The sequence below is a fragment of the Halorubellus litoreus genome, from assembly GCF_055378595.1.
In genome coordinates this window covers 334149-360463 of record NZ_AP043835.1, presented here as the reverse complement: position 1 = coordinate 360463, position 26315 = coordinate 334149, and the positions used below count along the sequence as shown (strand labels likewise).

At 66.4% G+C, this 26315-nt stretch carries 18 protein-coding genes; 11 read left to right on the top strand and 7 right to left on the bottom strand.

Annotated features, from left to right (window positions below; genetic code table 11):
- Positions 1–1452 precede the first annotated feature (1452 nt).
- The 3 genes from ACZ48X_RS04210 (at position 1453) to ACZ48X_RS04200 (ending at position 4350) form a co-directional block, all read left to right on the top strand.
- Complete coding sequence (locus ACZ48X_RS04210) at positions 1453–2250, top strand: IclR family transcriptional regulator (RefSeq protein WP_336351928.1); 798 nt, start codon at positions 1453–1455, stop codon at positions 2248–2250.
- A gap of 310 nt (positions 2251–2560) precedes the next feature.
- Complete coding sequence (locus ACZ48X_RS04205) at positions 2561–3931, top strand: aspartate aminotransferase family protein (RefSeq protein ID WP_336351929.1); 1371 nt, start codon at positions 2561–2563, stop codon at positions 3929–3931.
- 32 nt (positions 3932–3963) lie between these two features.
- Positions 3964–4350, top strand: a complete 387-nt coding sequence (locus ACZ48X_RS04200; protein WP_336351930.1) for a Rid family detoxifying hydrolase — start codon at positions 3964–3966, stop codon at positions 4348–4350.
- A 26-nt stretch (positions 4351–4376) separates the two neighbouring features.
- On the opposite strand, the gene ACZ48X_RS04195 is transcribed toward ACZ48X_RS04200, so the two are convergent.
- On the bottom strand, positions 4377–5030 hold the full coding sequence (locus ACZ48X_RS04195) for a hypothetical protein (protein WP_336351931.1): 654 nt from the start codon (positions 5028–5030) through the stop codon (positions 4377–4379).
- A 471-nt stretch (positions 5031–5501) separates the two neighbouring features.
- Here ACZ48X_RS04195 and ACZ48X_RS04190 point away from each other — a divergent pair, with 471 nt between their 5' ends.
- Both ACZ48X_RS04190 and ACZ48X_RS04185 read left to right on the top strand, forming a co-directional pair.
- Entirely contained in the window at positions 5502–7121 is a 1620-nt protein-coding gene (locus ACZ48X_RS04190) for a BCCT family transporter (protein WP_336351932.1), read from the top strand.
- 108 nt (positions 7122–7229) lie between these two features.
- Positions 7230–8588, top strand: a complete 1359-nt coding sequence (locus ACZ48X_RS04185; protein ID WP_336351933.1) for an aminotransferase class III-fold pyridoxal phosphate-dependent enzyme — start codon at positions 7230–7232, stop codon at positions 8586–8588.
- Between the two features lie 32 nt (positions 8589–8620).
- Here the strand turns inward: ACZ48X_RS04185 and ilvA are convergent, their stop codons facing one another.
- Together ilvA and ACZ48X_RS04175 are read right to left on the bottom strand one after the other, a co-directional pair.
- Positions 8621–9880 (bottom strand): threonine ammonia-lyase, encoded by a 1260-nt coding sequence (gene ilvA / locus ACZ48X_RS04180; RefSeq protein ID WP_379762816.1) that lies wholly within the window; start codon positions 9878–9880, stop codon positions 8621–8623.
- Between the two features lie 35 nt (positions 9881–9915).
- Positions 9916–11196 (bottom strand): amidohydrolase, encoded by a 1281-nt coding sequence (locus tag ACZ48X_RS04175; protein ID WP_336351935.1) that lies wholly within the window; start codon positions 11194–11196, stop codon positions 9916–9918.
- Positions 11197–11363: 167 nt separating this feature from the next.
- On the opposite strand from ACZ48X_RS04175, the gene ACZ48X_RS04170 reads away from it, so the two are divergent.
- Complete coding sequence (locus tag ACZ48X_RS04170) at positions 11364–12332, top strand: D-2-hydroxyacid dehydrogenase (protein ID WP_336351936.1); 969 nt, start codon at positions 11364–11366, stop codon at positions 12330–12332.
- A gap of 6 nt (positions 12333–12338) precedes the next feature.
- Positions 12339–15542, top strand: a complete 3204-nt coding sequence (locus ACZ48X_RS04165; RefSeq protein ID WP_336351937.1) for an FAD-binding and (Fe-S)-binding domain-containing protein — start codon at positions 12339–12341, stop codon at positions 15540–15542.
- A gap of 43 nt (positions 15543–15585) precedes the next feature.
- Here the strand turns inward: ACZ48X_RS04165 and gdhB are convergent, their stop codons facing one another.
- Both gdhB and ACZ48X_RS04155 read right to left on the bottom strand, forming a co-directional pair.
- Complete coding sequence (gene gdhB, locus ACZ48X_RS04160) at positions 15586–16884, bottom strand: glutamate dehydrogenase GdhB (protein ID WP_336351938.1); 1299 nt, start codon at positions 16882–16884, stop codon at positions 15586–15588.
- A 26-nt stretch (positions 16885–16910) separates the two neighbouring features.
- Positions 16911–18089, bottom strand: a complete 1179-nt coding sequence (locus ACZ48X_RS04155; RefSeq protein WP_336351939.1) for a M24 family metallopeptidase — start codon at positions 18087–18089, stop codon at positions 16911–16913.
- 541 nt (positions 18090–18630) lie between these two features.
- On the opposite strand from ACZ48X_RS04155, the gene ACZ48X_RS04150 reads away from it, so the two are divergent.
- The 4 genes from ACZ48X_RS04150 (at position 18631) to ACZ48X_RS04135 (ending at position 24512) form a co-directional block, all read left to right on the top strand.
- On the top strand, positions 18631–20013 hold the full coding sequence (locus ACZ48X_RS04150; protein WP_336351940.1) for an NAD-dependent succinate-semialdehyde dehydrogenase: 1383 nt from the start codon (positions 18631–18633) through the stop codon (positions 20011–20013).
- A gap of 1243 nt (positions 20014–21256) precedes the next feature.
- Positions 21257–22705: a cytochrome ubiquinol oxidase subunit I gene (locus tag ACZ48X_RS04145; protein ID WP_336351941.1), complete on the top strand. Its 1449-nt coding sequence runs from the start codon at positions 21257–21259 to the stop codon at positions 22703–22705.
- On the top strand, positions 22698–23693 hold the full coding sequence (locus ACZ48X_RS04140; RefSeq protein WP_336351942.1) for a cytochrome d ubiquinol oxidase subunit II: 996 nt from the start codon (positions 22698–22700) through the stop codon (positions 23691–23693). The genes ACZ48X_RS04145 and ACZ48X_RS04140 overlap by 8 nt, the downstream gene beginning before the upstream one ends.
- A 126-nt stretch (positions 23694–23819) precedes the next feature.
- On the top strand, positions 23820–24512 hold the full coding sequence (locus tag ACZ48X_RS04135) for a metallophosphoesterase family protein (protein WP_336351943.1): 693 nt from the start codon (positions 23820–23822) through the stop codon (positions 24510–24512).
- Between the two features lie 118 nt (positions 24513–24630).
- Here ACZ48X_RS04135 and ACZ48X_RS04130 read toward each other — a convergent pair whose 3' ends face one another.
- Both ACZ48X_RS04130 and cbiQ read right to left on the bottom strand, forming a co-directional pair.
- The gene (locus tag ACZ48X_RS04130) at positions 24631–25434 is read right to left on the bottom strand and encodes an energy-coupling factor ABC transporter ATP-binding protein (protein ID WP_379762818.1); all 804 of its coding nucleotides are present in this window, start codon (positions 25432–25434) and stop codon (positions 24631–24633) included.
- Between the two features lie 68 nt (positions 25435–25502).
- Complete coding sequence (cbiQ, locus tag ACZ48X_RS04125) at positions 25503–26315, bottom strand: cobalt ECF transporter T component CbiQ (protein WP_336351945.1); 813 nt, start codon at positions 26313–26315, stop codon at positions 25503–25505.

Sequence of the window (26315 nt, the reverse complement as noted above, 5' to 3'; positions counted from 1 at the left end):
CAACGTCCAAGCCGAACTGTTGTTTGGACTGGAAGTAAGGTCGAACTCGACGAGTGGCTGGTTACACGGTAGATTCTAAAGAATAGAAGGCACGCATCAAAAGCCATCCTCCGAAGTTGTGTCCTTCCCTGAGTCCCAGAGAATCGCCCAGTTCTAGCTCTAAACTTTGCTATAGTCTGCTGCGGCTCGACGCCTCAGCAGCCGTTTGAATTCTTTTGGCCGCAACTATCGTTAGAATCAGAAATAGTGGCCGAATTCTGGCGGTACTGAACAGGTTTCTCCTCTGGGAGAGCAACCCCACGGAGTTCAGTCGGTGACTCAGGTGACATCAAGAAGCCCTTCCAACAGATTCAACGAATTTCCCAACTAGTGCGCAGTGTCTTGAGATACCAGAGTATAGTGTACGATTGACAGGTTTGTACGTCGGGCCTTGGAGTGGTTGGTGGACCACCTCGACGAGACGTCCGTCAAAGACCTTCAGGATGCCGTCGACAACGTAGAGGTGAATATAGCCAAGGAAGTGGCCAGTTGTAGCTCTCACGTACAGCTCGGTGTCTCGCAATATGGGCTAGGCAAGTGGTACGACCTTCGGCGGCACGATCGACCTGACACCGACGAGTCGCTCGAACGTGCAGTATCTAATACTCACGAAGATGGGTGGACAAGAGACCGCTCAGGAATATGTGAGGATGTGTTCGAGCAGACTCGATCGTTGGGCTGGAGGGTGCGCGTACTTCTAGACGTCGGCGGTACCGGGCCTGTGGGTCTGGATCGCTCCCCTGTGGCAGCGATAGGACGTGTCGATTGACGGCGTCGCCGCCGATGCTATCGTCGGTATCGATGTCGTGAACGAGGACTCTGTCAAGTCGTTGTGTTCCGGTCAACGAATTCGGGTTCGGTGCTGAACCTGTTGCCATGTTCCTCTGTCGTTACAGTCATATCCATGTAACACACTACGTCGGACCGCGTTCGAGTCGCTCGGGTGCACGTCGGTACTACCATCGAGCTGGGGAGAACCACGGCGCGGACGGTGTTACACCGGAAAGTAGCAGAGTATAATGATCGTTCAACGTGGGTTTGATACTTGAACGTTCGTCTCTCCGGAATAGTTCGAGGGTCGTACCAGTATTCCGGAGATTCAGACCGTGTTGACCCCTCTCAGTATCGACTGCGCCTGAGTTCATCCACGGAGACCGAACTCGTAAGAAGAAAATCGGGATCGGCCGGAAGAATTGAGATGATTTCATCTGGCTCTCGTGGCGAAACAACGCTGAGCCTATGTGTGACAACTACTCGCAAGGGACTATCGTGATAAACGTCCGACGCTGCGGAACCCTTGGCAGACCGTTTCTTCCGCCTCACAACCGCCATTTGACGGTTTCCAGGCGGATGACTCACGGTCTCGGGAGCGTCAGGCGTAAATCTATTAGCCCGCATCTCATGTCCCCGAGCATGGGCGACCACGACACGGCTGGCGGGCTCAAGACCACCGCAGTATCGCTATCGCTCATCGACCACATCCTCGAACTCGAGGGGGCGTCGATGGCGGACCTGACGGCGGCCACAGGTCTCGCGAAGAGCACGGTGCACACCCACCTCACGACGCTGGCGGAGTACGGCTACGTCGTGAACGTCGACAACCGGTACCACCTCGGGGCGAAGTTCGCCCACCTCGGCGACTACGTGCGAACGCGGAAGGACTACTACCGCATCGCAACGGAGGTCGTCTCCTGGCTGAGCGAAGAGTCGTCGATGGAGGTGGACTTCGCGGTGGAAGAACACGGCCGGATCGTGTCGCTGTACGGCGACCTCGAGTTCGCGAACTCACCGCACTTCCTCATCGACGGGAGCCCGTTCCACGTGCACACCACCGCCTCCGGCAAGGCGATAATCGCCGAGTACACCGACGATCGGGTCCGTGCCATCCTCGACCGGTGGGGACTCCCGGCGGCGACGGACCAGTCAATCACTACCGAGGAAGAACTGTTCGGGGAACTCGAACAGGTGCGCGAGCAGGGGTACGCGGAGAATCGTGGGGAGGCCATCGACGGATTCTGGGCGCTGGGGATGGCGGTGAAGTCACCGCTGGGTGAAGTGTACGGGTCGCTCAACCTGAGCGGCCCGGCCTACGTGGTCGACGACGAGACGAAGACGACGCAGATCGAACTGCTGGAACGGGCGGTCGAACGGTTCGAGAACGGTATCGAGGAGATGTACGAAAATCGAGCGAGTTCGGACGACGACGACTGACCCCTGGCGACGTGACAAGTCTCGGGCGGGTACCGCGTCGGTGAGACCCCGACCTTCGTCTGTTCAGCCAAGACGGTCGCCGTACTCCGCCAGTGGGCCCGAGCCCGTCGAGCTGGTCGGCGTCGGGTGGAGGGGTTTCGTCGCCCCGGTCGAACCCATGCTGGTGCTGCCAGTGTCTATCCGGGACACACCCAGCGCACGGACCGGTCAACTGTCGTCGCGCGCGCGTCCGAACGGGAACAGTTTCTGTGTACGTCTTCCATGGGAAGTGTGGACAAGTTATTTATAGTGGTTTCACATGGGTTGGGATATGGGCGCAGGTCCACCGATACACGAGCTACACTTCGACGACGCACCATCTGTCGAGTCGGTCCCGGGACCGAACTCGCAGCGACTCATCGAGAAGCAACAGCGCATCGACAGCAGCGCGGTCGCGTACCCAGAAGACATCCCGATCGCTCTCGAGGACGGGAAAGGAGCGACCGTCCGAGATGCCGACGGGAACACGTTCATCGATATGTTCGCGGGCATCGGCGTGATGAACGTCGGGCACTCGAACCCCTACGTGCTGGAGGCCGTCCACGAACAGACCGACAAGTACGTCCACACGGTCGACTTCCCGACCGAGGCACGGCTCGAACTCATCGAGAAACTGGACGAAATCGCACCGGGGAGTCTACAGGGCAACAACAAGGTCGTCTTCGGGGGCCCGACCGGGAGTGACGCCATCGAGGCCGCCATCAAGCTCGCGAAGTACAACACCGGCGGCACCGGACTCGTCGCGTTCCGCGGCGCGTACCACGGAGCGACCAGTGGCGCGATGAGCATCACGGGGAACAAGGACTTCAAGGGCGACTACACGCCGCTCCTGCCGGACGTGACCCACGCCCCGTACCCCAACCCGGTCGAGATGGAGAAGTCACCGCCCGAGGCGGTCGAGCACTCCCTCGAGGAGGTCAAGGCTATCTTCGACGACCCCTACGGCGGGTTCGCGAACCCGGCCGGCATCTTCGTCGAGCCCATCCAGGGCGAGGGCGGTGTCGTCGCCCCGCCGAAGGGCTTCCTGCAGGGGCTTCGCGACATCGCCGACGACAACGACGTCCCCCTGGTCTTCGACGAGATTCAGAGCGGCCTCGGTCGCTCCGGCCAGTGGTGGGCCAGCGAGTGCTACGACGTTACCCCGGACGTGATGACCACGGCGAAGGCGCTCGGCGGGACCGGCTTCCCGCTCTCGGCGACGATCTACGACGAGGAACTCGACACCTGGGGCTCCGGTGACCACGCCGGGACCTACCGCGGCCACGTCGTCGGCATGCGCGCCGGCACCCGCGCCATCGAGTACATCCAGGAGCACGACCTGCTCGCTCACGCCCGCGACCTCGGCGGGTACATCCGCGACCGGTTGGAGGAAGCCGCCGAAGCGAACCCCCGCATCGTTGAGGTCCGTGGGAAGGGCCTGTTCATCGGCGCGGAGTTCGTCGACGAGGACGGTAGCCCCGACGACGAGGCGGCGGACGAACTGCAGGACTACTGCTTCGAGCACGGCGTCCTCGTCTGGAAGGCCGGGCGGCACGGCAACGTCCTGCGCCTGCTCCCGCCGCTCGTCCTCACGCACGAGCTCGCCGAGACAGCGCTGGACGTCATCGTCGAGGGCATCGACGAGGTCACCGACCAACACTGACAGCGACTCGACCAAAGCACCCACCCCATCCCATGCCCGCAGACCGAGTCATCACGGACGACGCACCGCGCAACGACAATCCGTATTCGCAGGGCGTCCGGGCTGGCGACACGCTGTACGTTTCCGGCTATGGCCCCGTCGACCCCGGCACTATGGAAGACGTCGAGGGCGATCTCGAGGTCCAGACCGACCGGGTCCTCGACAACATCGCGGCGGTCGTGGACGAGGCCGGCGGCGACGGCCTCGACGACGTCGTGAAGGTTACCGTCTACGTCGCCGACCTGGACGATTACGACCGGGTCAACGAGGCCTACGGGGCCCGGTTCGGCGAGACGCCGCCAGCCAGGGTTTGCGTCGAGGTCTCGCGCCTGCCGGGTGACGTGCGCGTCGAGATGGACGCCATCGCTCACCTCGGCTGACACCGGGAGAAACGGCCGGAACCGGTTCAGTCGTTCTGTTCCTCGACGCGCTCGTCGCGACGGCGGTTCGCCGCGTCGACCTTCTCGACGAACGCCGACATCTGTGCCTTCATCTCCGAGCGGAGGTCCGCTGCGGAGAAGTCCTCGGATTCCGCGAGGAGCCTGACGAACGCCTGGAGTTCCTCGTCGGTGAGCTGTTCGAACTCGCCGTCCTCCAGTTTCCCGATGACGGTATCGACGTCGATCTGGCCGACCGGCTCGACGTTGAAGTCCACCGTCACCATCCGGTAGTCGGAACCCGCCAGTTCCTGCTCGGCCTTGTTGACCCCTTCGGCGAGCATGTCCTTGAACGGGGTGTAGTAGCCCATCGTTCCGAGGTGGAGGAACGCGAGCATGTCCGTGATGCCCTGCGTGTAGGCTTCGCGGTCCGTGGCGTTCGGGTTGAACACTGTCTCTCGGTCGCGTTCCTCGAGACACTCGAACAGGATTGTGAAGTCGAGGATGGCGTTACGAAGGCGGCGCCGGATGCGATTGCGTTTCTGCTTCTTGGAGTGCTCGGTGTAGTCGGTCTTGCGCCCGAGGAGGTACTCGCGGTCGCTCGGGGTGAGGATACCCCGGCCTCGGTCAGCCGAGTAGGTGAGGGCCGGGTCGTCGTCCGCGCGGTCGCCGTGTTCGTTCATATACAGAACCTGTTTACGCGTTCGATTAAACCTTACGAGAACTGGCGCGTTCGGGCGGCGTTTCACGCAGGTGGCGCTGGAACCGCCGATCTGTCTACAGTTCCCGTGTACTTGCGCGACGCGCCGTCGTGAAGACGCGGTTTCGACTGCCCGTTCGAGCGGTCCTCCCGCTGTGCCCGGGTTCGGTTACCCGAGTGCCCGGCGGGACAGCGCCCCGGATACACAGAAACCGTAGCCGACGTTACCAACAATCGAAAGATTTATGCTGGATATAGTTCTTTACCGTGGTACGGCACCGCGTAGCACAGCCACCCTCCACTGCACACACACGATGGGCTCCACCACACCTAACGAACGCGACGGTCGTCGTAGCGCACAGCTAAGGACTCTCCCTCGGCCCGACCCGGCCGCCACCACCGATCGGAGTGGTTGGCGTGCCCGGAGGGGCGCAACGACCGGGGGTGTTCGGCCGTGAGTACCTCTGACGGAGCAGTGTCGGAGTTCCTCGACGAGATCGAACCGACAATCTTCGCGTTCGGCGCGGCGATAACCATCCTCTTCGTGGTCGCGTTCAGCCTCCGGCCGGACGCCTCGCTCGAGCTGGTCAACGGCATCCGGCTCTGGATCCTCTCCACGTTCAACTGGTTCTTCCTCATCGCGATGCTGTCGTTCGTCCTGTTCCTGGCGTTCGTCATCTTCGGCCCGTGGGGGAAGCTCACGCTGGGAGACGAGAAGCCTGAGTACAGTTACTTCTCGTACTTCGCGATGATGTACTCGGCCGGCCTGGCCGCGGGTATCGTGTTCTGGGGCCCGGCCGAAGCCATGTTCCACTACTCCTCGGTCCCGCCGCTGTTCGGCGCCGAGGCGCAGAGTGCCGCGGCGATGCCGATCGCCGTCCAGTACTCCATCTTCCACTGGAGCGTCATCCAGTGGTCCTGCTTCACCGTGATGGGGCTGGGCATCGGCTACTTCGTCTACAACTACGACGCGCCCCTGCGCGTGTCAGCGGTCCTGACGCCGATCATCGGCGCGGACAACGTCGACGGTATCCTCGGCAAGTCCGTGGACATAGCCGCGGTGTTCGCGACGCTCGGCGGCGTCGCCACCTCCCTGGGGTTCATCGGGAGCCAGTTCATCACCGGCCTCGACTTCCAGTGGGGCATCCAGCTCGGTGACATCGGGACCATCCTGGTCATCACCGGCATGGTCGTCATCTTCACCACCTCCCTCGTGCTCGGGGTCGACAAGGGCATCCGCCGCCTGTCGAACTTCAACATGGTGATGTTCCTGCTCCTGATGGTCGCGACCCTCGTCTTCGGTCCGACCCTGCGCATCCTCGAGCTTGGGACCCAAGCCGTCGGTGGCTACATCGGGAACTTCTTCGAGATGAGCCTGTACACGCAGGCCGCCGCCACGCAGACGCAGAAGTGGGTCAACATCTGGACGGTGTTCTACTGGCTGTGGCCCCTCGCGTGGTCGCCGTTCGCCGGCCTGTTCATCGCCCGCATCTCCCGCGGTCGGAGCGTCCGGGAGGTGGCGTTCGCCGGTATCGGAGCGACCTCGCTGGCGACCATCCCGTGGTTCGCCATCGTCGGCGGCGCCGGCGTCCTCATGCAGAACAGCGGCTCGGCGAGCATCCTCGGTCCCATCTCCGAGTACGGCGAGGCCGTCTCCGGCTACGTCCTGTTCGGGAACCTCCCCGTCGTGGGACCGCTGCTCCTGTTCGCGTTCCTCGTGCTCGTGACGACGTTCTTCGTCACCTCCGCGGACTCCTCGACGCTGGCCGTCGCGATGATGACCAGCGGCGGGAAAGAGGAGCCCTCGTCGATCAACCGCATCTTCTGGGCGCTGCTTCAGGGTGCGGTCGCGTCCATCCTGATGGTCGTCGGAGGTGTGCAGGCGCTGCAGTACGCGGCGATCGTCACCGGCGCGCCGTTCGCGTTCATCTGCGTGGTCACGATGCTCGGGCTCATCCGGAGCTTCCAGCGGGACTACGGGAGCGTCCTCCTGCAGGAACGGACGAACCTCTTCGGTCGGCCCGAGGAGAAGAAGCAACAAGCGGGCAATGCCGCCGTGACGGACGACGACTGACCTCGCGGCACCGTTTCGGTCTCCTTTCTCGCGCGGCACGCACCGGGAAGCTCCCACGAGAGCAGTCCCATAACAAGTTTTAATGTATGCCATCAACGATTGTTGTGTATGGATAGAGATTCCGCGGAGCCCGACCCAGCAGCGCTGCCCGGGCCCAACGCCGAGAAGTGGATCGACCTCCACGCCGAGAACGCCGCACCGAGCGAGTACTCCCACGAGTTCGTCTGGGACGTGACAGCCGAAGCCGACGGCCCGTTCGTCACGGACGTCGACGGGAACGTCCTGCTCGACTTCACCTGCCACATCGGGGCCGCGCCGCTCGGGTACAACAACGAGAAGGTCCTCTCGAAGTTGCGCGAGTTCGACCTGGTCGAGCCGATGAAGATCGCAGGCCAGGACATGTACTTCGGCACCGGCTCGGACCCGGAGACCGCCGAGTTCCCGGGGTCGAGTCACCTCATGGACCAGTTGACGGACGTCTCCTCGCAGTACGGAATGGACACCGTCTTCCTCTCGAACTCCGGCGCGGAGGCCGTCGAGAACGCGATGAAGATAACCCACGACCACCAGCCGCCCGCGAAGTACGGCTACGCCTTCGAGGGGAGCTTCCACGGACGCACCCTCGGGACGCTCTCGCTCACGAAGTCCAAGGAGGTGTACACGCGTCACTACCCCGAGGTCGCGGGCATCCAGACGGTCCCGTTCTGCGAGGACCGCGGCTGTTCGACCGGTAGTTGCGACTGCGGCTTCTTCGAGCGCGACGGCTCCCGGTTCCGGAACTCGCTCTCGCCCGAGGGCGGGCACGTCAACCCCGACGAGGTCGCCTTCGCCATCCTCGAACCCATCCAGGGCGTCGGCGGCTACCGCTTCCCCAGCGACGAGTTCATGGCCGAGGTCGGCGACGTCTGCGACGAGTACGACATCCCGCTCGTCGTCGACGAGATACAGGCCGGAGTCGGGCGGACCGGCGAGATGTGGGCCGCCGACCACTACCCGATCGAGCCGGACGTCATCGCGAGCGCGAAGGGACTCCGCGTCGGCGCCACCATCTCCCGGTCGGAGATCTTCCCGGACGAGAAGAACCGACTCGGATCCACCTTCGGCGGCGGCGACCTGCTCGCGTCGATGCAGGGCGCGCTCACGCTGGAGGCCATCGACGAGTACGACCTGCTCGACAACGCGACAGAGCGCGGCCGGCAGGCGAAAGAGCGCATCCGCGACGACGCGCCGGACCACGTGGTCGACGTCCGCGGGAAGGGACTCATGCTCGCGGTCGAGTTCGACACCGCCGAGCGCCGCGACGCCGTCGTCGAGGCCGCCCTTGAACGCGGCTTGCTGACGCTCGGCTGCGGGAAGAAGACCATCCGCCTGCTCCCGCCGCTCGACTCCACCGAACGCGAGATCGAGCTCGGCACGAGTCTGTTCTGCGAGGCGATGGACGCGGTCGCGACCCAGGCGGTTGCTTGAACGGCCCCGCGAGAAGAGAACCCGCTCCGTCCTCAGTCGTCCAGCGAGAGCCCGCCGATCGCCACCGCTTCCAGACTCGCCAGTTCGGCCAAGACGTCGCGGAGGTGGCTGGCACCGCTGCCCGCGAGCCCGACCGATACCGGGACGCGGTTCGGCGGGTCGGCTGCGGTGCGTCGCGCCCGTTCGACCACGTCGAGTTCGGCGCCTCCCGAGTCGACGGTCTCCGCGACCGCGCCGAGCGACCGCGGCCAGTCGTCGAGGTGGAGGCGGGCCTCGACGTATCGGTCGAGTTCCTGCAGGCCGGCCCGCGTCAGTTCTGCGTGTTCGGTGAGGTCGACGTTGCCCCCGGAGACGACGGCTGCGACGTGTTCCCCATCGACGTCGACCGCGCCGGAGAGGAGAGCCGCGACGGGGGCCGCGCCCGCGGTCTCGACGACAGTCTTCGCCCGCTCGGCGAGCAGCGTCGTCGCCACGGTCAGGTCGGCGTCGCTGACCGCGACCACGTCGTCCACGCGCTCGCGGACGACCGCGAACGTCTGCTCCAGCAGGCGTGCGTCCGCGATCCCCTCCGCGACCGTGTCTATCTCGGAGAGCATCCGTATCTCGTCGGCCGCCAGCGACGGCTTCGCGTGGGCCGCCCCCTCTGGCTGGACGCCCACGACACGAATGTCCTCGTCGTGGGCCTTCAGGACGGTCCCAATCCCGGATATCAGGCCGCCGCCGCCGATGGAGACGAGGACGGTGTCCACGTCAGGGGCCTCGTCCAGGATCTCGAGCCCGACGGTACCCTGGCCGGCGATGACGTCGGCGTCGTCGAACGGGTGAACGAACTCGAGGCCGTGTTCGTCGGCGAGCTCGAGCGCGTACTCGTAGGCGTCCTCGTAGATTGGTCCTTCGACGACGACCTCGGCGCCGTAGCCCCGCGTCGCCGCGATCTTCGCCGCCGGCGTTATCTCGGGGACGACGATGGTGGTGTCGATGCCGAGCAACTGGCCGGCGAGCGCGACGCCCTGAGCGTGGTTCCCGGCGCTTGCGGCGACGACGCCGCGCTCCCGGACGTCCTCCGGGAGCTGCGCCATCGCGTTGTAGGCGCCGCGGATCTTGAACGAGCCCGTGCGCTGCATGTTCTCCAGCTTCAGGTCGACGTGGGCCGCGCCGCACCGCTCGGCGATGGTCCGGGAGCTGTCCAGCGGCGTTCGATGGACCACGTCGCGGAGGCGGTCGTGGGCGCCCTCGACGTCCGCGAGCGTGGCGACCTCGGCGGCGGCAGGGACGGCGTCGGTGCCGGGCATCGGCTCGCCCGCGACGTCCTCCTCTCGCCCCTGCGTCATGGACCGTCCTCCGCGACGGCGAGGATGGTGTCCGTGAGTACCTCGACGCCCGTCGAGAGGCTCCGCTCGTCCACGTCGAACGTCGGCGTGTGGTGGGCGGTCGGGTGGTCGGTGCCGACGATGCTGTAACACGCGAGGCCGCCGTCCTCCTGGACGCGCTCCATGAGGAACGTCGCGTCCTCGCTCGCGCCGAAGTCCGCGGTCCGGACGACGCGGTCGACGCTCGAGACGCCCTCGGCGACCTCGCTCACGACGTCGACGAGCTCCGGGTCGCTATCTGCGCGCGGGCTCTCGCTCACCACGTCGACGTCGGCCTCGCAGCCGTGCATCTCGGCGGCGGTCTCGAAGCGCGTCCGGAGTTCGTCCTTCGCGTACTCCATCAGCTCGGTCGTCTCGCCGCGGGCCTCCGCGATGGCCTCGACGTCTTCCGCGATGACGTTGCTCGCGGTCCCGCCCTCGACCCGGCCGACGTTGACGCGAGTCATCCCGTCGGCGTGCCGCGGGATGCCGTAGACGTTCTCGATGGCGGTTCCGAGCGCCTGGATGGCGTTCGCTCCCTCCTGGGGCGACTGGGCGGCGTGGGCGGACTCGCCCTCGATCTCGACGTCGACGTGGCACATCGCGAGCGGCTTCTCGATACCGGCGACGACCTCCCCGGTCGGGTGGTCGAGACCGACGTGGACCGCGAACAGGTAGTCGATGCCGGCGGCGTACTCGCTCTTCGCCATCGGTGCGCCCCCGCCGGATATCTCCTCGGCGGGCTGGAAGAACACGACCAGGCGACCGGAGAAGTCGCTCTCCTTGATGGCCGCGAGGGTGGCGAGCCCCCACGTCATGTGGGTGTCGTGGCCGCAGGCGTGCATGGTCTCGCCCGTCTCGGACCGGAACGCCTCGTCGGCCGGCACGTGTCCCGGGTCGTCGGACTCCTCGATGTACAACCCGTCGATGTCGACGCGCAGGCCGACCGTCGGTCCCTCGCCCTGCTCCAGGACCGCGACGGCGCCGGTGGTCCCACCGCGAAGCCGTTCCAGGACGTCAGGGTCCGCCCCGCGGTCGAGGGCACGCTGGTACCACTCGTCCAGCGTCTCCTCGTCCGGGACGGCCATCCTGTCGTCGGGGTCGTACGCGTCGGCGCCGACGGCGAGCTCGTCGACGCCGATGTCGCGCAGCTCCGCGACGAGCCTCGCGGTCGTGTGGAACTCGCACCACCCCGGTTCGGGGAAGCGGTGGAAGTCGCGACGCAGCTCCGCTAGTCGGGTGCTGACAGACTGGGCCATGTGCAACACTACCAATCTCCACGCACTTAACGATAAACGATATCCGTGGACAACGGATACACAAAGGACTAAGGTGAACCCTTGCCTTGGGTGATTCATACGCGCGCCGGAGGACCGAGTATCGGTCTCGCGGCCGAGCGAGCGCCGCCGGCGCGGCCAGCCCACCCATGACAGAGACAGACATCGTCGTCCTCCGCGAGGGGACGGAAGGCCTATCGATGGAATCGTACGCCGAGACGCTCAGCGACCGCCTGCCCGACCGCACCGTCACCCTGGCGCGGACGCCGAAACAGGAGCGCGAACTCGTCCCGGACGCGCGGGTCGTCACCGGCATCACCATCGAGGAGGACCTACTCTCGCGGGCCGAACGCCTCGAACTGTTCGCGTGCACCTTCGCCGGGACCGACCACGTCCCCATGGACGCCCTCGAAGAACACGGGGTCGCGGTCACCAACGCCGGCGGCATCCACGCGCCCGGCATCGCCGAGCAGGCCATCGGGAACATGCTCGTCTTCGCACGTCGCCTGCACGAGGGCTGGCGGCGCAAACGGCGCTCCGAGTGGCGGCACTTCCAGTCCAGCGAGTTCACCGACAGCACGGTCACGGTCGTCGGACTGGGCTCCATCGGCCAGGCCGTCGTTCAGCGCCTCGATGGCTTCGAGGTCGACACCATCGGCATCCGGTACACGCCCTCGAAGGGCGGCCCGACCGACGAGGTGCTCGGGTTCGACGACGAGGACGTCCACGACGCCCTCGCCCGGAGCGACTACGTCGTCGTCGCCTGCCCCCTCAACGACCTGACCCGTGACCTCGTCGACGAGGACGCCCTCGCGACCATGCGGACCGACGCCGTGCTCGTCAACACCGCCCGGGGCGGCATCGTCGACACCGACGCGCTGGTGTCGGCGCTGCAGTCCAACAAGATCCGCGGGGCCGCGCTCGACGTGACCGAGCCCGAGCCGCTCCCGGCCGAGCACCCGCTGTGGGACCTGGAGAACTGCCTCATCACGCCCCACACCGGCGGCCACACCCCGAAGCACTGGGACCGCCTCGCCGACATCGTCGCTGAGAACCTCGCCCGCCTCGACGAGGGCGGACAGCTCCAGAACCAGGTCCTCGCCCCCGGACAGCACTGATCACAGATGGCGACGCAGGACCCGGCCGACGACCCGCGTGCGGACTACGAGTACAGCGCCGGCGACGTCGACCGACCCGACCTCGTCGCCGACCTCCAGGAACGAGTGGCGGGCGACGTGCGGTTCGACGAGTACACCCGGCAGCTCTACGCGACCGACGCCTCGGCCTACGAGGTGACGCCAATCGGCGTCGTCATGCCGCGCTCGACCGACGACGTCGCCAGCGTCGTCTCCTACTGCGCCGACCGCGAGATTCCCGTGTTACCACGCGGCGGCGGGACGAGTCTCGCGGGGCAGGCCGTCAACGAGGCTGTCGTCCTCGACCTCTCGCGGTACATGGACGAGGTCCAGGCGCTCGACCCCGACGCGGCGACCGCCACAGCGCAGGCGGGGACCATCCTCGCCGACCTGAACGCGGCGGCGGCAGAGCACGGACTGACGTTCGGCCCCGACCCGGCCGCCGGTGACCGGAGCGTCCTGGGGGGCGCCATCGGGAACAACTCGACGGGTGCGCACTCGCTCGTGTACGGCAAGACCGACCACTACGTCGAGGCGGCGGAGGTAGTCCTCGCCGACGGGACGGTCCACCGGTTCGGACAGATTTCGGTCGCGGACCTACGCGAGAAAGCCGACCCCGAGAGCGAGGCGTGGGGCAGTGACGGCCCCCCGAGTCCGCTGCTCCCGCGGATCTACGCCGAGGTCGTCCGCGTCCTCGACGAGGAGGCCGACGCGGTCGACGACCGCTACCCGGACCTGAAGCGCAACGTCTCCGGCTACAACCTCGACGTGTTGGTCGACGAGGCCCGAGGCGAGCGGCCGACCGCCGACGGGACCGGTATCGACCCCGAGAGCGAACCGGGAACCGTCAATCTCGCGCGGCTGCTCGCGGGGAGCGAAGGGACCCTCGCCGTCGTCACCGAGGCCACCGTCTCGCTCGAGGCGGTCCCGGAGACGAAGGCGGTCGCGCTGCTCACCTACGAGGACGTCTTCGACGCCGCCGCGGACGTCGCACCCATCCTCGAACACGACCCGGCCGCGGTCGAACTCATCGACGACGTGCTCATCGACCTGGCGCTGGACACCGCGGAGTTCCACGACGTCGCGGCCTCGCTCCCCGACGGGACCAGGGGCGCACTGCTCGTGGAGTTCTACGCCGACTCCGACGAGCACGGCCGCCAGCAGGTCGCGGACCTGCTCGGCGCCCGCGTCCCCTCGGTCACCCCCGAGGTGGACCCCGGCGAGGGCGTCGAGACCGCCCCGGACGCTCGTGCTTTCAGCGCGCTGGAGGCCCACGACGCCGAGGCGCGCGCCGGGCTCTGGAAGATGCGTAAGGCCGCCGCGCCCATCCTCCTCTCGCGGACCACCGACGAGAAGCACATCTCGTTCATCGAGGACTGCAGCGTCCCCGCTGAACGGCTCCCGGAGTACGTCGAGTACTTCCGCGAGGTCATCGACGACCACGACGCCAACACCAGTTTCTACGCGCACGCCGGCCCTGGGGTCCTCCACGTCCGCCCCCTCGTGAACACGAAGACGGCCGAGGGACTGGACTCGTTCGAGACCATCGCCGACGAGATAACCGACTTCGTCACGGAAGTCGGCGGCTCGGTCTCCGGCGAACACGGCGACGGTCGGGCGCGCTCGCAGTGGAACCGGAAGCTGTACGGCGACCGACTCTGGGCGGCCTTCCAGGACCTCAAGACCGCGTTCGACCCGGACTGGTTGCTCAACCCGGGGCAGGTCGTCGGGCGAGACGACGCCGACGCACCGGCCCGCGCCCGCACCGTCCAGATGACCGAGAACCTCCGGTTCGACCCCGACTACGAGTTCGAGCCGTCGTTCGACCCGCAACTCGACTGGCCCGAGGAGAACGGCTTCCAGGGGATGGCCGAACTCTGTCACGGCTGTGCCGGTTGTCGCGGGAAACAGGACACCCGCGGTGGCGTGATGTGTCCGACCTATCGCGCCGCGGAGGAGGAGAGCCTCTCGACCCGAGGGCGGGCGAACATGCTCCGGCAGGCGATGAGCGGCGACCTCGGCGACGACGCCGACGACGTCGAGTTCATGCGCGAGGTGATGGACCTCTGCGTCGGCTGCAAGGGCTGCAAGCACGACTGCCCGAGCGAGGTCGACATGGCGAAGCTCAAGGCCGAGGTCGAACACGCCCACCACCAGCAAGAGGGTGCGAGCCTCCGCGACCGGCTCTTCGCGGAGGTCGACCGCCTCAACGCGGTCGGCTCCGCGCTGGCCCCGTTCTCGAACTGGGCGGCGCAGGTGCCGGGGGCCGACCTCGTCACCGAGACGGTCCTCGGCATCGCCGGCGAGCGCGACCTGCCCGACTTCCACCGGGAGTCGCTGGAGGACTGGTTCGAGTCCCGCGGTGGCTGTCGCGTCTCGGCGTCCGAAGCCGAGGGGAAGGTGCTGCTGTTCCCCGACACGTACACGAACTACAACCACCCGGACGCTGGCAAGGCCGCGGTCAGGGTCCTCGAAGCCGCCCAGATCCACGTCGCCATCCCCGACGACGTCACCTCGACCGGCCGCCCCGCTCACTCGAAGGGATTCCTCGACCGCTCTCGCGAGCGCGCCGCGACGAACGTCGACACGCTGGCGCCGCGCGTCGACGCCGGCTGGGACGTCGTCCTGGTCGAACCCTCCGACGCGGTGATGCTCCAGTCCGATTACCTCGACCTGCTCGGTGACGGCGACCACGGCGTCACCGCCCGGGCAGCCGAGGCCGTCGCGGCGAACACCTACGGCGTCATGGAGTACCTCGACAGCGAGCGACTCGTCGCCGACCTCCCGACCGACGCGACCGACGCGACCGACGCGACCGACGCGACCGACGCGACCGATGCGACCGATGCGACCGATGCGACCGACGAGCACCTCACGTACCACGGCCACTGCCACCAGAAGGCGACGCGGAAGGACCATCACGCGGTCGGCGTGCTGCGCCGGGCGGGCTACCGGGTCGACCCGCTGGACTCCGGCTGCTGCGGGATGGCCGGGAGCTTCGGCTACGAGGCAGAGCACTACTCGATGAGCAAGGCCATCGGTGACATCCTCTTCGAACAGGTCGACGAGAGCGAGGGCGACACCGTGGTCGCCCCCGGTGCCTCCTGTCGGACCCAGCTCGGCGACCGCGACGGGGACGCCCCGGAGCCGCCCCATCCAGTCGAGAAGCTCGACGCTGCTCTCGAGCACTGAGCGGTCCGTCGAAACAGAAACTCCCCGCGGTCGAACCCCGGCCTCAGGGCCAGAGCCCGCGGGTCTCCTTCGCGTTGCCGATTCGCGACAGTGCGACCGTCAGCGCGGCGTCGCGCCACGTCAGGTCCTGTTCGTCGACCTGCGTCCGCACCGCCTCCCACGCCTCCAGCATCTCCTGCTCGAGCTCCTCGTGGACGCGCTCCAGCGACCACTTGCGCCGATTGATGTCCTGCAGCCACTCGAAGTACGAGACGGTGACGCCGCCCGCGTTCGCGAGCACGTCCGGGATGACCGGGACGCCCTTCTCACCGAGGACGGTGTCGGCCGCGAAGGTGGTCGGGCCGTTCGCGCCCTCGACGATCATGTCCGCCTGGATGGCGTCGACGTTGTCGGTCGTGATGACCTCGCCGACGGCGGCCGGGATGAGCACGTCGACGTCGAGTTCGAGGAGGTCCGCGTTCGAGAGCGTTTCCGGCGCGTCGTAGCCCGAGACCATCCCGGGCCGTTCGTCGTGGCCCTCGACGTCCTGGGTGTCGAGGCCATCGGGGTCGTAGATGGCGCCGTCGACGTCGGAGACGGCGACGACGTCCGCACCCCAGTCGTCGAGCAGGCGCGCCGCGTTGGCCCCGACCGATCCGAAGCCCTGTACGGCGACCGTGGTGTCCTCGATGTCCCAGTCGTAGTAGTCGATCGCCTCGCGCGTGACGATCGCGACGGAGCGCCCGGGTGCCTCCTCGCGACCGTACGACCCGCCGATGACCGGCGGTTTCCCCGTGACCACACCGGGCGTCGTCTCGCCCTCCTGCATCGAGTAGGCGTCCATGAACCACGCCATCTCCTGCGGGCCGGTACCCATGTCCGGCGCCGGGACGTCCTGGGTCGGTCCCACGACGTCGCGCAGCTCCTCGGCGAAGCGACGGGTGAGGCGCTCGCGCTCGTCCTCCGAGAGGTCCTTCGGGTCGACCGCGATGCCACCCTTGCCGCCACCGAAGGGCAGGTCCATGACGGCGCACTTCCAGGTCATCCACATCGAGAGCCCGATGCACTCGTCCGCGTTCACCTCCGGATGGTAGCGCAGGCCGCCCTTGTACGGGCCGCGGACGTCGTCGTGCTGGGCCCGGTACCCCGTGAAGACCTCCAGCGACCCGTCGTCGCGGCGAAGCGGGACGGACACCTGCTGGAGCTTGGTCGGGTGCCGCAATCGCGTGATGACGCCGGCGTCGACGTCGACGTTGGCGGCGGCCCGCTCAAGCTGTCGGCGGGCGGTCGCCAGCGCGGTCTCCGGTTCGGTCCCCTCGCCGTCGGGAACCGCTTCACCGTTCGATTCGTCCGGTCCGTCCATGTCGTCGTGTGTCGTCTTCGACATCGTCAGGCTTTGAAGAGGCGGCGAGGGAAGTCCGCCAGCGTTTCGGCGCCGTCCGAGGTGACGACGAAGGTCTCGCTCAGTTCGACGCCGAAGTCGTCGAACCAGAGTCCCGGAATCATGTGGAAGGTCATGTTCTCCTCCAGGACCGTCTCGTCGCCCGGCCGCAGGCTCGCGGTGTGCTCACCCCAGTCCGGCGGGTAGCCCAGGCCCATGGAGTAGCCGATGCGGTCCTCCTTCTCGAGGTCGTACTTCGCGATGGTGTCGCGCCACGCCTTCTCGACCGACTCGGCGGTCACGCCCGGCTCGGCCGCGTCCAGCGCCGCCTCGATCCCCTCGACGACGATCTCGGCGCGGTCCTGCATCTCCTGGGGCGGCTCGCCCACGTACGTGGTCCGGGCGAGCGGCGAGTGGTAGCGGTGTCGACAACCCGACAGCTCGATGATGACCGGGTCGCCGTCCCGGAACTCCTCGTCCGTCCAGGTGAGATGGGGGGTCCCGGTGTGGTCGCCCGAGGGCATCAGCGGGACGATGGAGGGGTAGTCTCCCCCGTAGTCAGCCGTCCCATTGATGAGTTGCGAGTAGATGGCCTCGGCGGCCTCGTACTCGGGGACGCCCTCCTCGATGGCGTCGAGCCCGGCCTGCATCGCGTTCTCGGAGATGCGAGCCGCCTCGCGCATGTACTCGAGTTCCGCGTCGGACTTCTTGATGCGGACCCAGTTGACGAGGAGCGTCGTGTCTTCGAACGACGCCTCGGGGAGGTTCTGCTGGAGGCGCGTGTAGGACTTCGCCGTGAAGTAGTAGGCGTCCATCTCCAGCCCGATGTCCCCGTCGGAGACGCCGAGGTCGTCGAGCACGGTCGCCACGAAGTCCATCGGGTGGAGGTCGTGGGGCGACTGCACGTGGTCGTCGCTGTAGGGACGGATGCTCTCCTCGGAGAGCGAGGTCGTCGCGCGGCAGCCGTTCGCGTCCATGTCGCGACCGACCCACACCGGCTCGTCGCGGTCCTGTGTGACGACGACGCCCTGGTGGACGTAGAACGACCACCCGTCGTAGCCGGTGAGGTAGTTCATGTTCGCGGGATCGCTGACGAACAGCGCGTCGAGTCCGCGCTCCGCCATCCGTTCTTTCGTTCGCTCGAGTCGCCTGTCGTACTCGCTGCTATCGAAGACGGCGCTGGGCATGTGGTTCTCTCACGTAACCTATCGAAAACCGGCTGTAAAAACCTTATTGTGTATCCCAGATACGAAAACTGTGTATCCATCTCCCCGTGGCCCCGGAATTCGTGCGTCCTTCGCCGGGCTCGTCAGCGACTACGCCTCGACGGTGACCTGTTTCTCGTCCGCGACAACCCGCGACCGTTCCACCATCGGCGAGTCGCTCGGGATGTCGGCGTCCGCACGTTCTTTCAAACCCCTCGATTTTCCCGGCTACGCGTGCTCTGAGCTGGTCCCGATTCGAGTCGTGGCAGTACACGAGACGGTAGCAAGAATTAAGCGGCTCCGAGGCAACCTTCCGCTGGGTAGAAACGAGACGAACGGGTCGCCCGAACCCCAACCAACAGGAGCCGATAGCTGGTGGCTCGGGTGCCCGAGGGACGCTCCCTGGCGTGCCATCCACAGCGTTGCACGCGTCGACTGCGCAGTCGCGTCCCACCCGACGTAGCGTCGAAACGCGACCCGTCGCGAACCGACAAGTCCACCGAGACAGACACACCACACCGTAATGCAGACAGTCAATCCAACTACAGGCGAACCCATCGAGACGTACAGCGAACACGACGACGAGACGGTCGAGAACCACGTCCAGCGTGCAGCTGACCGCTTCGAATCGTGGCGGGACCGCCCGATCACCGAGCGGCAAGCGCTCGTTGCGTCCATCGCCGACGTCCTCCGAGAGAACGAGGAGGAGTACGCCACGCTGATGACCCGAGAGATGGGCAAACCCATCGAGCAGGCTCGCGCCGAGATCGAGAAATGCGCGTGGGTCTGTGAGTTCTACGCCGAACGCGCAGCCGAGTTCCTCCAGGACGAACGCGTCGGCGTCCACCCCCAAGCGCGCACGAAGGTGTCCTACGACCCCCTCGGGCCCCTGATGGCGGTGATGCCGTGGAACTATCCGTTCTGGCAGGTCCTCCGCGTCGCGGCACCCACGCTGGCCGCCGGGAACACGATGATCCTGAGTCATGCACCGAACGTCACCGGGTGTGCAAAGGCCGTCGAACAGGTGCTCGCTGACGCCGGCTTCCCCGACGGCGTCTTCACGACGCTCCTCATCGACACCGAGACGATACACGACGTCGTCGCTGACGACAGAGTCGCGGCCGCGACGCTCACCGGGAGCGTCGGTGCGGGGCGTGCCGTCGCGGAGACCGCCGGCAGACACCTCAAACCGACCGTCCTCGAACTCGGCGGGAGCGACCCGTTCGTCGTCCTCGACGACGCCCAGCTCGACCGAGCGTGCGAGGTGGCCGCCCAGGCCCGCGTGAACAACAACGGACAGGCCTGCGTCGCCTCGAAACGCTTCATCGTCGTCGACGACGTCTACGAGGAGTTCCGCGACGGCTTCGTCCGCGAGATGGAATCACTAACCGTCGGCGATCCGACCGACGAGGCGACGGACGTCGGCCCGATCTCGCGAGCGGACTTACTCGACACCCTCGAGACGCAGGTCCGGGAGACCATCGACGCCGGTGCCACGGTGCTGACCGGCGGCGAGACGCTCGACCGGCCGGGGTACTTCTTCGAGCCGACGGTCCTGGAGGACGTGCCGGACGGGAGTCCCGCCGCCTGCGACGAACTGTTCGGTCCCGTCGCTTCGCTCTTCCGCGTCGAGGACGAAGCCGAGGCCATCGAACTCGCGAACGACTCCGATTACGGCCTGGGTGCCAGCGTCTGGACGCAGGATCTCGACCGCGGCGAACGCATCGCGGAGGCGTTCGAAGCGGGCTGTACGTTCGTCAACGAGATCGTGCAGTCGCACCCGAGACTCCCGTTCGGCGGCATCAAGAACTCCGGGTACGGGCGCGAACTCGCCGCGAACGGAATCCGCGAGTTCACGAACGAGAAGACCGTGTGGGTGTCGCCTTCGGACGGACTCGACGAGTAGCAACACACAGTCGCGATATATCGCTGCTTCCCGCCTTTTCGGAAACGAGCGGGGACCCGATGGAAGCGGGGTAGTCATCGACGAGTTTCGAGGCCATCCACCCGCCGTTCAGGCCGGGGATACAGCGGAAGCCACCATTTCTGCAGTAGCTAGTGGACATCTCGACGACGTCGTCGTCGAAGCGCTGGGAGATGATCTCGACAACGTCGGGATAAAGAAGCCAACAGAGCGGGTGTTCGCTGGCAGCGCACACGAGGACTGAATCGCGCAACCCGAGCTAGCTGCGTGGGACGACGTTCAGAGACGGACGAAGTACAACTGGAGCAAGAGACTCGACACCGACTAGTCGATTGAGGAGGTCGTTTCGAATGATAAACAAAGAGGTAGGAAATAGGAATAGTAAGAATGATGAATAGAAGGCCCTGCGGAAACGTTCGGGAATCGCCCGTTCAGGTCGGCATTCTCGGCCGGGCGTGGATGCCGGCGCTCGCCCAGGAGTCTCTCGAACACACGAACGGCTTCGAGTATTCGATCCCGAGTTCCAAGCGGTAGCCGAAAGACGTAAACGCGAGTGACGAAACCGCAGCGTTCAGCCCCCGGAACCGATGGAAGAACCAAGCGGAGTTCCATGATGGTATCAAAAAGGAGGGTAGGGCCGCGCGACACGCTGCTCTCCGTCAAACTCCCAGAGCAACGCGGACAGGACGTGATTATTGGGCGCGAACACCGAAGACAGTGCCCGCCTTCTCTCCTGGTTCGAAGAGTACACGACGCCAAACACGCGAAGAATGGAGAACATATGACTATACTATGTTATTGACATGATTTGGTTGTGGTGATGGGTCGAGCACCGCATTTTCAGACGTCGACCGTCACGGAGTTGGCGACCCGTGCTGGCCTCGCGCTCGTACCGTTGCCGGCGGATTCGTTCGAGGGGGCTCTTGTCCGTCCCGTTCGTCGCGGATTCGAGCGATACCAGTGAGGTCGTCGGAGACGAGTGGCGACCCCGGAGACGATAGCAGTAGTTCCCCGGCGAGAGACATCCCCATACCGTTGCGTATCCCGCGATCAACCCTCCTGCGAGCGCATGTGACGCTCGCTCGGACACTAGGGACACAGGTTCGAACCGAGACGCTGAGCGGCCGGGGTACTATGGTTTCGCGCGTAAAATAGTGGCGGGCAAATGCTGGACATCTGGAATCGAGTGGCCACTCACTACCTCCTGAGCCATACCGCGAGGCACATGCATCCAGCCACAGCCCTGAGTGCCCTCGACCCGGGATGGCTCGCGTTCCTCTCCCCGGAGGTCGCGAGCCGCATGCAGTTCGGATGGACGATATCCGTCCACATCATCTTCGCGTCCCTCTCCATCGGCCTCGCACCGTTCATCGTCTACTTCACCTGGAAAGACGTCCGCACGAACGAACAGCGGTACGAACGATTGCGGTCGTTCTGGGTGAACGTGTTCGCCGCCGGATTCGTGATGGGAACGGTCACCGGCATCCCGATGAGTTTCCAGTTCGGGACGAACTTCCCGCAGTTCGCCGAGGTCGCCGGTGAACTGATCGGCGGGCCGCTCGCGTTCGAGGCGAAGATGGCGTTCTTCCTGGAGGCCGTCTTCCTCGGCGTGTTGCTGTACGGCCGCGAGCGCGTCACGGACCGAACGTACGTCCTCTCCTCGGTGCTCGTCGGCGTCGGTGCCTGGCTGTCGGGGTTCTGGATCCTCGTCGTCAACGCGTGGATGCAGACACCTCGGGGCTACGAGATGGTCACCCGTAACGGGATGGAGGTCGCCAAGCTCACCGACCCCGTCGCCGCGTTCCTCACCCCGCGGCTGCCGTGGATGTACGTCCACATGATGAACGCGTCGGTGATCTCGGTCGCGCTGCTCGTCGCGGGCGTCTCGGCGTACATCGTCTGGAAGAAGCCGGACGCGGACGCCTGGAACTCCGCGCTGAAACTCGCCGTGGTACTGTTGCTCGTCTCGGCGCCGTTCCAGGCGATCCACGGCGACGCCTACGCTCGCCACGTCGAGGACACGCAGCCCCAGAAGTTCGCCGCGATGGAAGCGCACTACGAGACCGGGGCGGCGGACCTCCACCTGTTGGCGTTCCCGACGTCCCTCGACGCGCTCAACGACCCGCGGGCCGAGAACCTGTTCACGGTGAGTCTCCCAGGGATCGGGTCGTTCCTCGCGAGCGGCGGGGACCTCGACGCCGAGGTCGTCGGCCTGAACGAGTACGAGGAGAACCCGCCCGTGGCGTTCGTGTTCTGGTCGTTCCGCTTCATGGTCGGCCTCGGATTCCTGTTCATCGGGCTCGCGCTCTGGGGCGGGTACCTCACGTACCGCGGGCGGTTGACCGACAGTACGCGCTACCTGAAGGCGATGATCGCGGCGTCGCCGTTCGGCTATGCGGCGTTACTCACCGGCTGGTACGTCACCGAGATCGGCCGCCAGCCGTGGGTCATCCAGGACGAACTCCGGACGAGCGAGGCGGTCTCCTCGACGCTCACCGGAACGGAGGCGACCCTGACGCTGGTCGCGTTCGTCGTGCTCTACGTCGGGTTGCTATTGACGGCGCTGTACATCCTGAAGTGGCTGGTCCGGGACGAACTCCGGTCACTCGGCGTCAAAGAGTCGAGTGAGGGCCGCTGGCGTGGGCCGCTCCCGTGGGTGACCAGCGATGACTGACCCGCTGATCCCCGTCGACGCGTACCTCGTCGACGCGCTCCCGGAGATCTGGTTCGGCGCCGTGCTGTTCGCGCTGGGGATGTACGTCGTCCTCGACGGGTTCGACTTCGGCATCGGGATGCTGTACGCGACCCGGACGGACGAACACGAGCGGGAGACGTTCCTCGCGGGGTTCGGGCCGGTCTGGGACGCGAACGAGGTGTGGATCGTCGCGTTCGGCACGATGCTGCTGGCGGCGTTCCCGCGCGTGTACTCGCGGCTCCTGGCCGACAACTACTTGCTCGCACTCGGGTTCGTCGTCGCGCTCGTGTTCCGCGGCCTCGGCCCGGAACTCCGCGAGCAGCGCGAGGACGAGCGCTGGAAGCGCTACACGGACTACGCCTTCGTCGGCGGGAGCGTGCTCGCGCCGCTCCTGTTGGGGATGCTCGCCGGCCGGTGGCTGTTCGGCCCGGCGACGCTCCCAGTGGTGTTGACGGGCGTCGGCCTGGTCGCCGTCTCGATAGTCACGGGGGCGGCGTTCCTCGCGGCGAAGACCGACCCCGGGCTGGCGTCGGAACTGAGTGCCTACGGCGTCGGCGCGACGGTCGCGTACCTCGGCGGCGTGGTCGTCCTGCTGGCGACCGTGGTCCTGACCGACGCCGGTGGCGCCGCCGACGCGGTGCTCTCGCTGCCCGTCGCTGCAGTCGTCGCGCTCTCCGTCGTCGCCGGACTGGGCGGGAGCGTGCTGGCCAGACGCGGCCAGTATCGGGCCTGGCTCGCGAGCGCGCTGGCGCTCCCCACGCTGCTGACGATACTGGTCGCACTGTTGCTGTACCCGACGATCTATCCGCCGACCGGCCTGCTGGTGAGCGAAGCCGTCGTCTCGCCGCTGGCGTTGAACCTCGTGACCGTCCTCGGGTTCCCGGTCCTGCTGCTGGTGCTGTGGTACTTCAAGTTCCTCTACGGCGTGTTCAGCGGCCCCATCGAGAGCGAGGGATACGGGGAGTGACCAGCCAGTACCTTGAGTACTTTCCCACTGGTGGACGGAACGCTCGACTGAGCAGATGAACTGGATGCCGTAGAGGATCCACCGAATCACAAGTTTTAGCATGCTGATGCGTCAGTTCGAGTGCTAGTGAAGGTGGGAGTGGTTGCGGACATTCACGGCAATCGTCCAGCGCTCGAGGCCGTCACCGAGTCGCTCGCGGCCCACGACGTCGACAGCCTCGTCTGCCTCGGGGATATCGTGGGCGTGCTCGGCGACGCCCAGTACTGTGCGGCGACGATCCGAGACGAAGCCGCGCACGTGGTCCACGGGAATCACGACGCCCGCGTGTTTCCAGACCGTGGCTGGCTCCCGACGCGCGACACCGAAGTCGTCGAATACGAGCACATCACCGAGGACCTGACGGCGACCACGTTCGACTGGCTCACCGGGCTCCCGGAGACGACGACCGCATACGACACCGTCTTCATCGCGCACGCAACGCCAGGCCCAGACGACCCCATCGGGTGGACGCGTGGCAACGCCGGCATCTGGCCGACGGACTTCGAACGAGTCGGGCGCGAGCATCTGGATACCTCCCAGATCCTCCTTTTGGGACATACGCACCACCAGCACGCAGCCGAAGTTCCGACTGCGAGTGGGGAGCCGGGGCTCGTCCTCAACCCTGGCGCCGTGGGCTACCCCCTGCAGCACGAGGACGACGAAACGGGGCGCGCCGACTTCGCGATAGTGGATACGGAAACCCGCGAGTTCGGGCTCGGAAGCGTCTCCTACGACTCCACGGCAGTCCTGGAGTTCCTGGAAGCTGCCGGTCTGGAATGACATCCGCGAACCGACGACTACGTTCGCACGAGGGTCGCTTCGGAGGTAGCGGACGGTTCGAGGGTCCGTGGAACGCCACTCGGTTCGTCCGGGTCGTCGTCGACTGTGAGTCGGTCGTTCAGTCGCGCCCGAACCCGTCTGGAACGGGTTGCTCTACGGGTTCGCTGCCGGTGGTGTCTGTGAGGACGGCGACGAGTTCCGCTTCCGTCACTGGTCGTGTCGTCGTCGCGAGTCCCGCGTCGCGGGCGACGCGGACTGCGCTCGGTGGGTGGAGGTTCGCGGCCGCCAGGAGCGCGTCGTCGTAGAACACCTCCCGTGGGGTGCCGCTCCCGGCGACGTTGCCATCGGCCATCACGCAGACGCGGTCGGCGACCTCGGCGGCGAACTCGAGGTCGTGCGTCGACAGGACGACGCTGATACCGTCCGCGTGAACCCGCTGGATGCGGTCGGCGACCAGCTGGGAGCGCTCGGGGTCGAGTCCGGCGAGTGGTTCGTCGAGGACGACGACGCTGGGTTCGAGGACGAGTACGCCGGCGAGGCCGACGAGGCGTTTCTCGCCGCCGCTCAGGTAGTGCGGGATGCGGTCCTCGAGGTGCGTCGCGTCGACGGTCGCGAGCGCCTCGCGAGCGCGCTCCCTGGCTTCGTCGACGGGGACGCCGTGGTTCTGGAGGCCGAACGTCACGTCGTCGAGGACCGTGGGCGCGACGAGTTGCGTGTCGGCGTCCTGGAAGACGAACCCGACCGCTTCGCGCGCGACCTCCCTGTTGTCTTCGGTGATCGGGGTACCGTCGACGACGAGGTCGCCGTCGTCGGGGACGAGCGTGGCGTTCAGGTGTTCCAGCAGCGTCGACTTCCCCGCGCCGTTCCCGCCGACGAGCGCGACGACCTCGTCGGGGTACACCGAGAAGTCGACGTCGTGCATCCCGACCGTCCCGTCGGGGTAGGTGTGCGCCTCGCACTGGAGGTCGACCAGCGGAGCGTCGGCTCGGGTCACAGTCCCGCCCCGTAGACCGCGAGCGCGGCGTAGCCGACGACCGCGGCGTACGACCCGGCTACGACGAGCAGTTCGTGGCGTGGTGGTCGCGAGACGTCGCCGTACAGCGTGATGTCGCCGTCGTAGCCGCGGGCTTCCATGGACTTGACGAGGCGTTCGGACTGCTCGATTGCGGACAGCATCGTCATGCCGAGAATTCTGGCGTACAGGCGCTTGTTCGACCAGAACTCCGAGAAGTTCGCGCCGCGGGCGAGCGCGGCTTTCACGAGGTCCTCGAGCGTCTCGAGCATGACGAACGTGAACCGGTAGGTCAGGAGCGCGATCTGGTCGATGGGGCGGGGGAGCAGTCGGCCGAGCAGGTACGCGACGTCGGTGTACTTCGTGGTCATCGACGCCGTCAGGGCGAACGTGACGACCGTGAGCGACCGACAGCTGAGTTCGCCGAAGAGGGTGAGGCCCGCCCAGGTGACCGAGAGGTCGCCGAGCGGCGTTCCGAGCGCGCCACCGATCGGGGTTCCCGGTTCGAGGAACGCCAGCGGGACGGCGACGGAGACGAGGAACAGCGCTGGAAGCGTGTACCAGCCGGCGAGCCGACGGTACGGGAGTCCGGCGAGGCCGTAGACGACGAGGACGGTCCCGTAGAGGCCGGCGAGGAGCACGAGGCGGTCGAACACCGTGACGGCGAGGACGAGTGCACCGACGACGCCGACCTTCGTCCAGGGGTTGACGCGGTGGAGCGGGCCGTCTCGTCGCTCGGCGAACGCGGTGATGAGTCGCGGGTCGGGGACGTGGTTCGAGAGCGTCGTCAC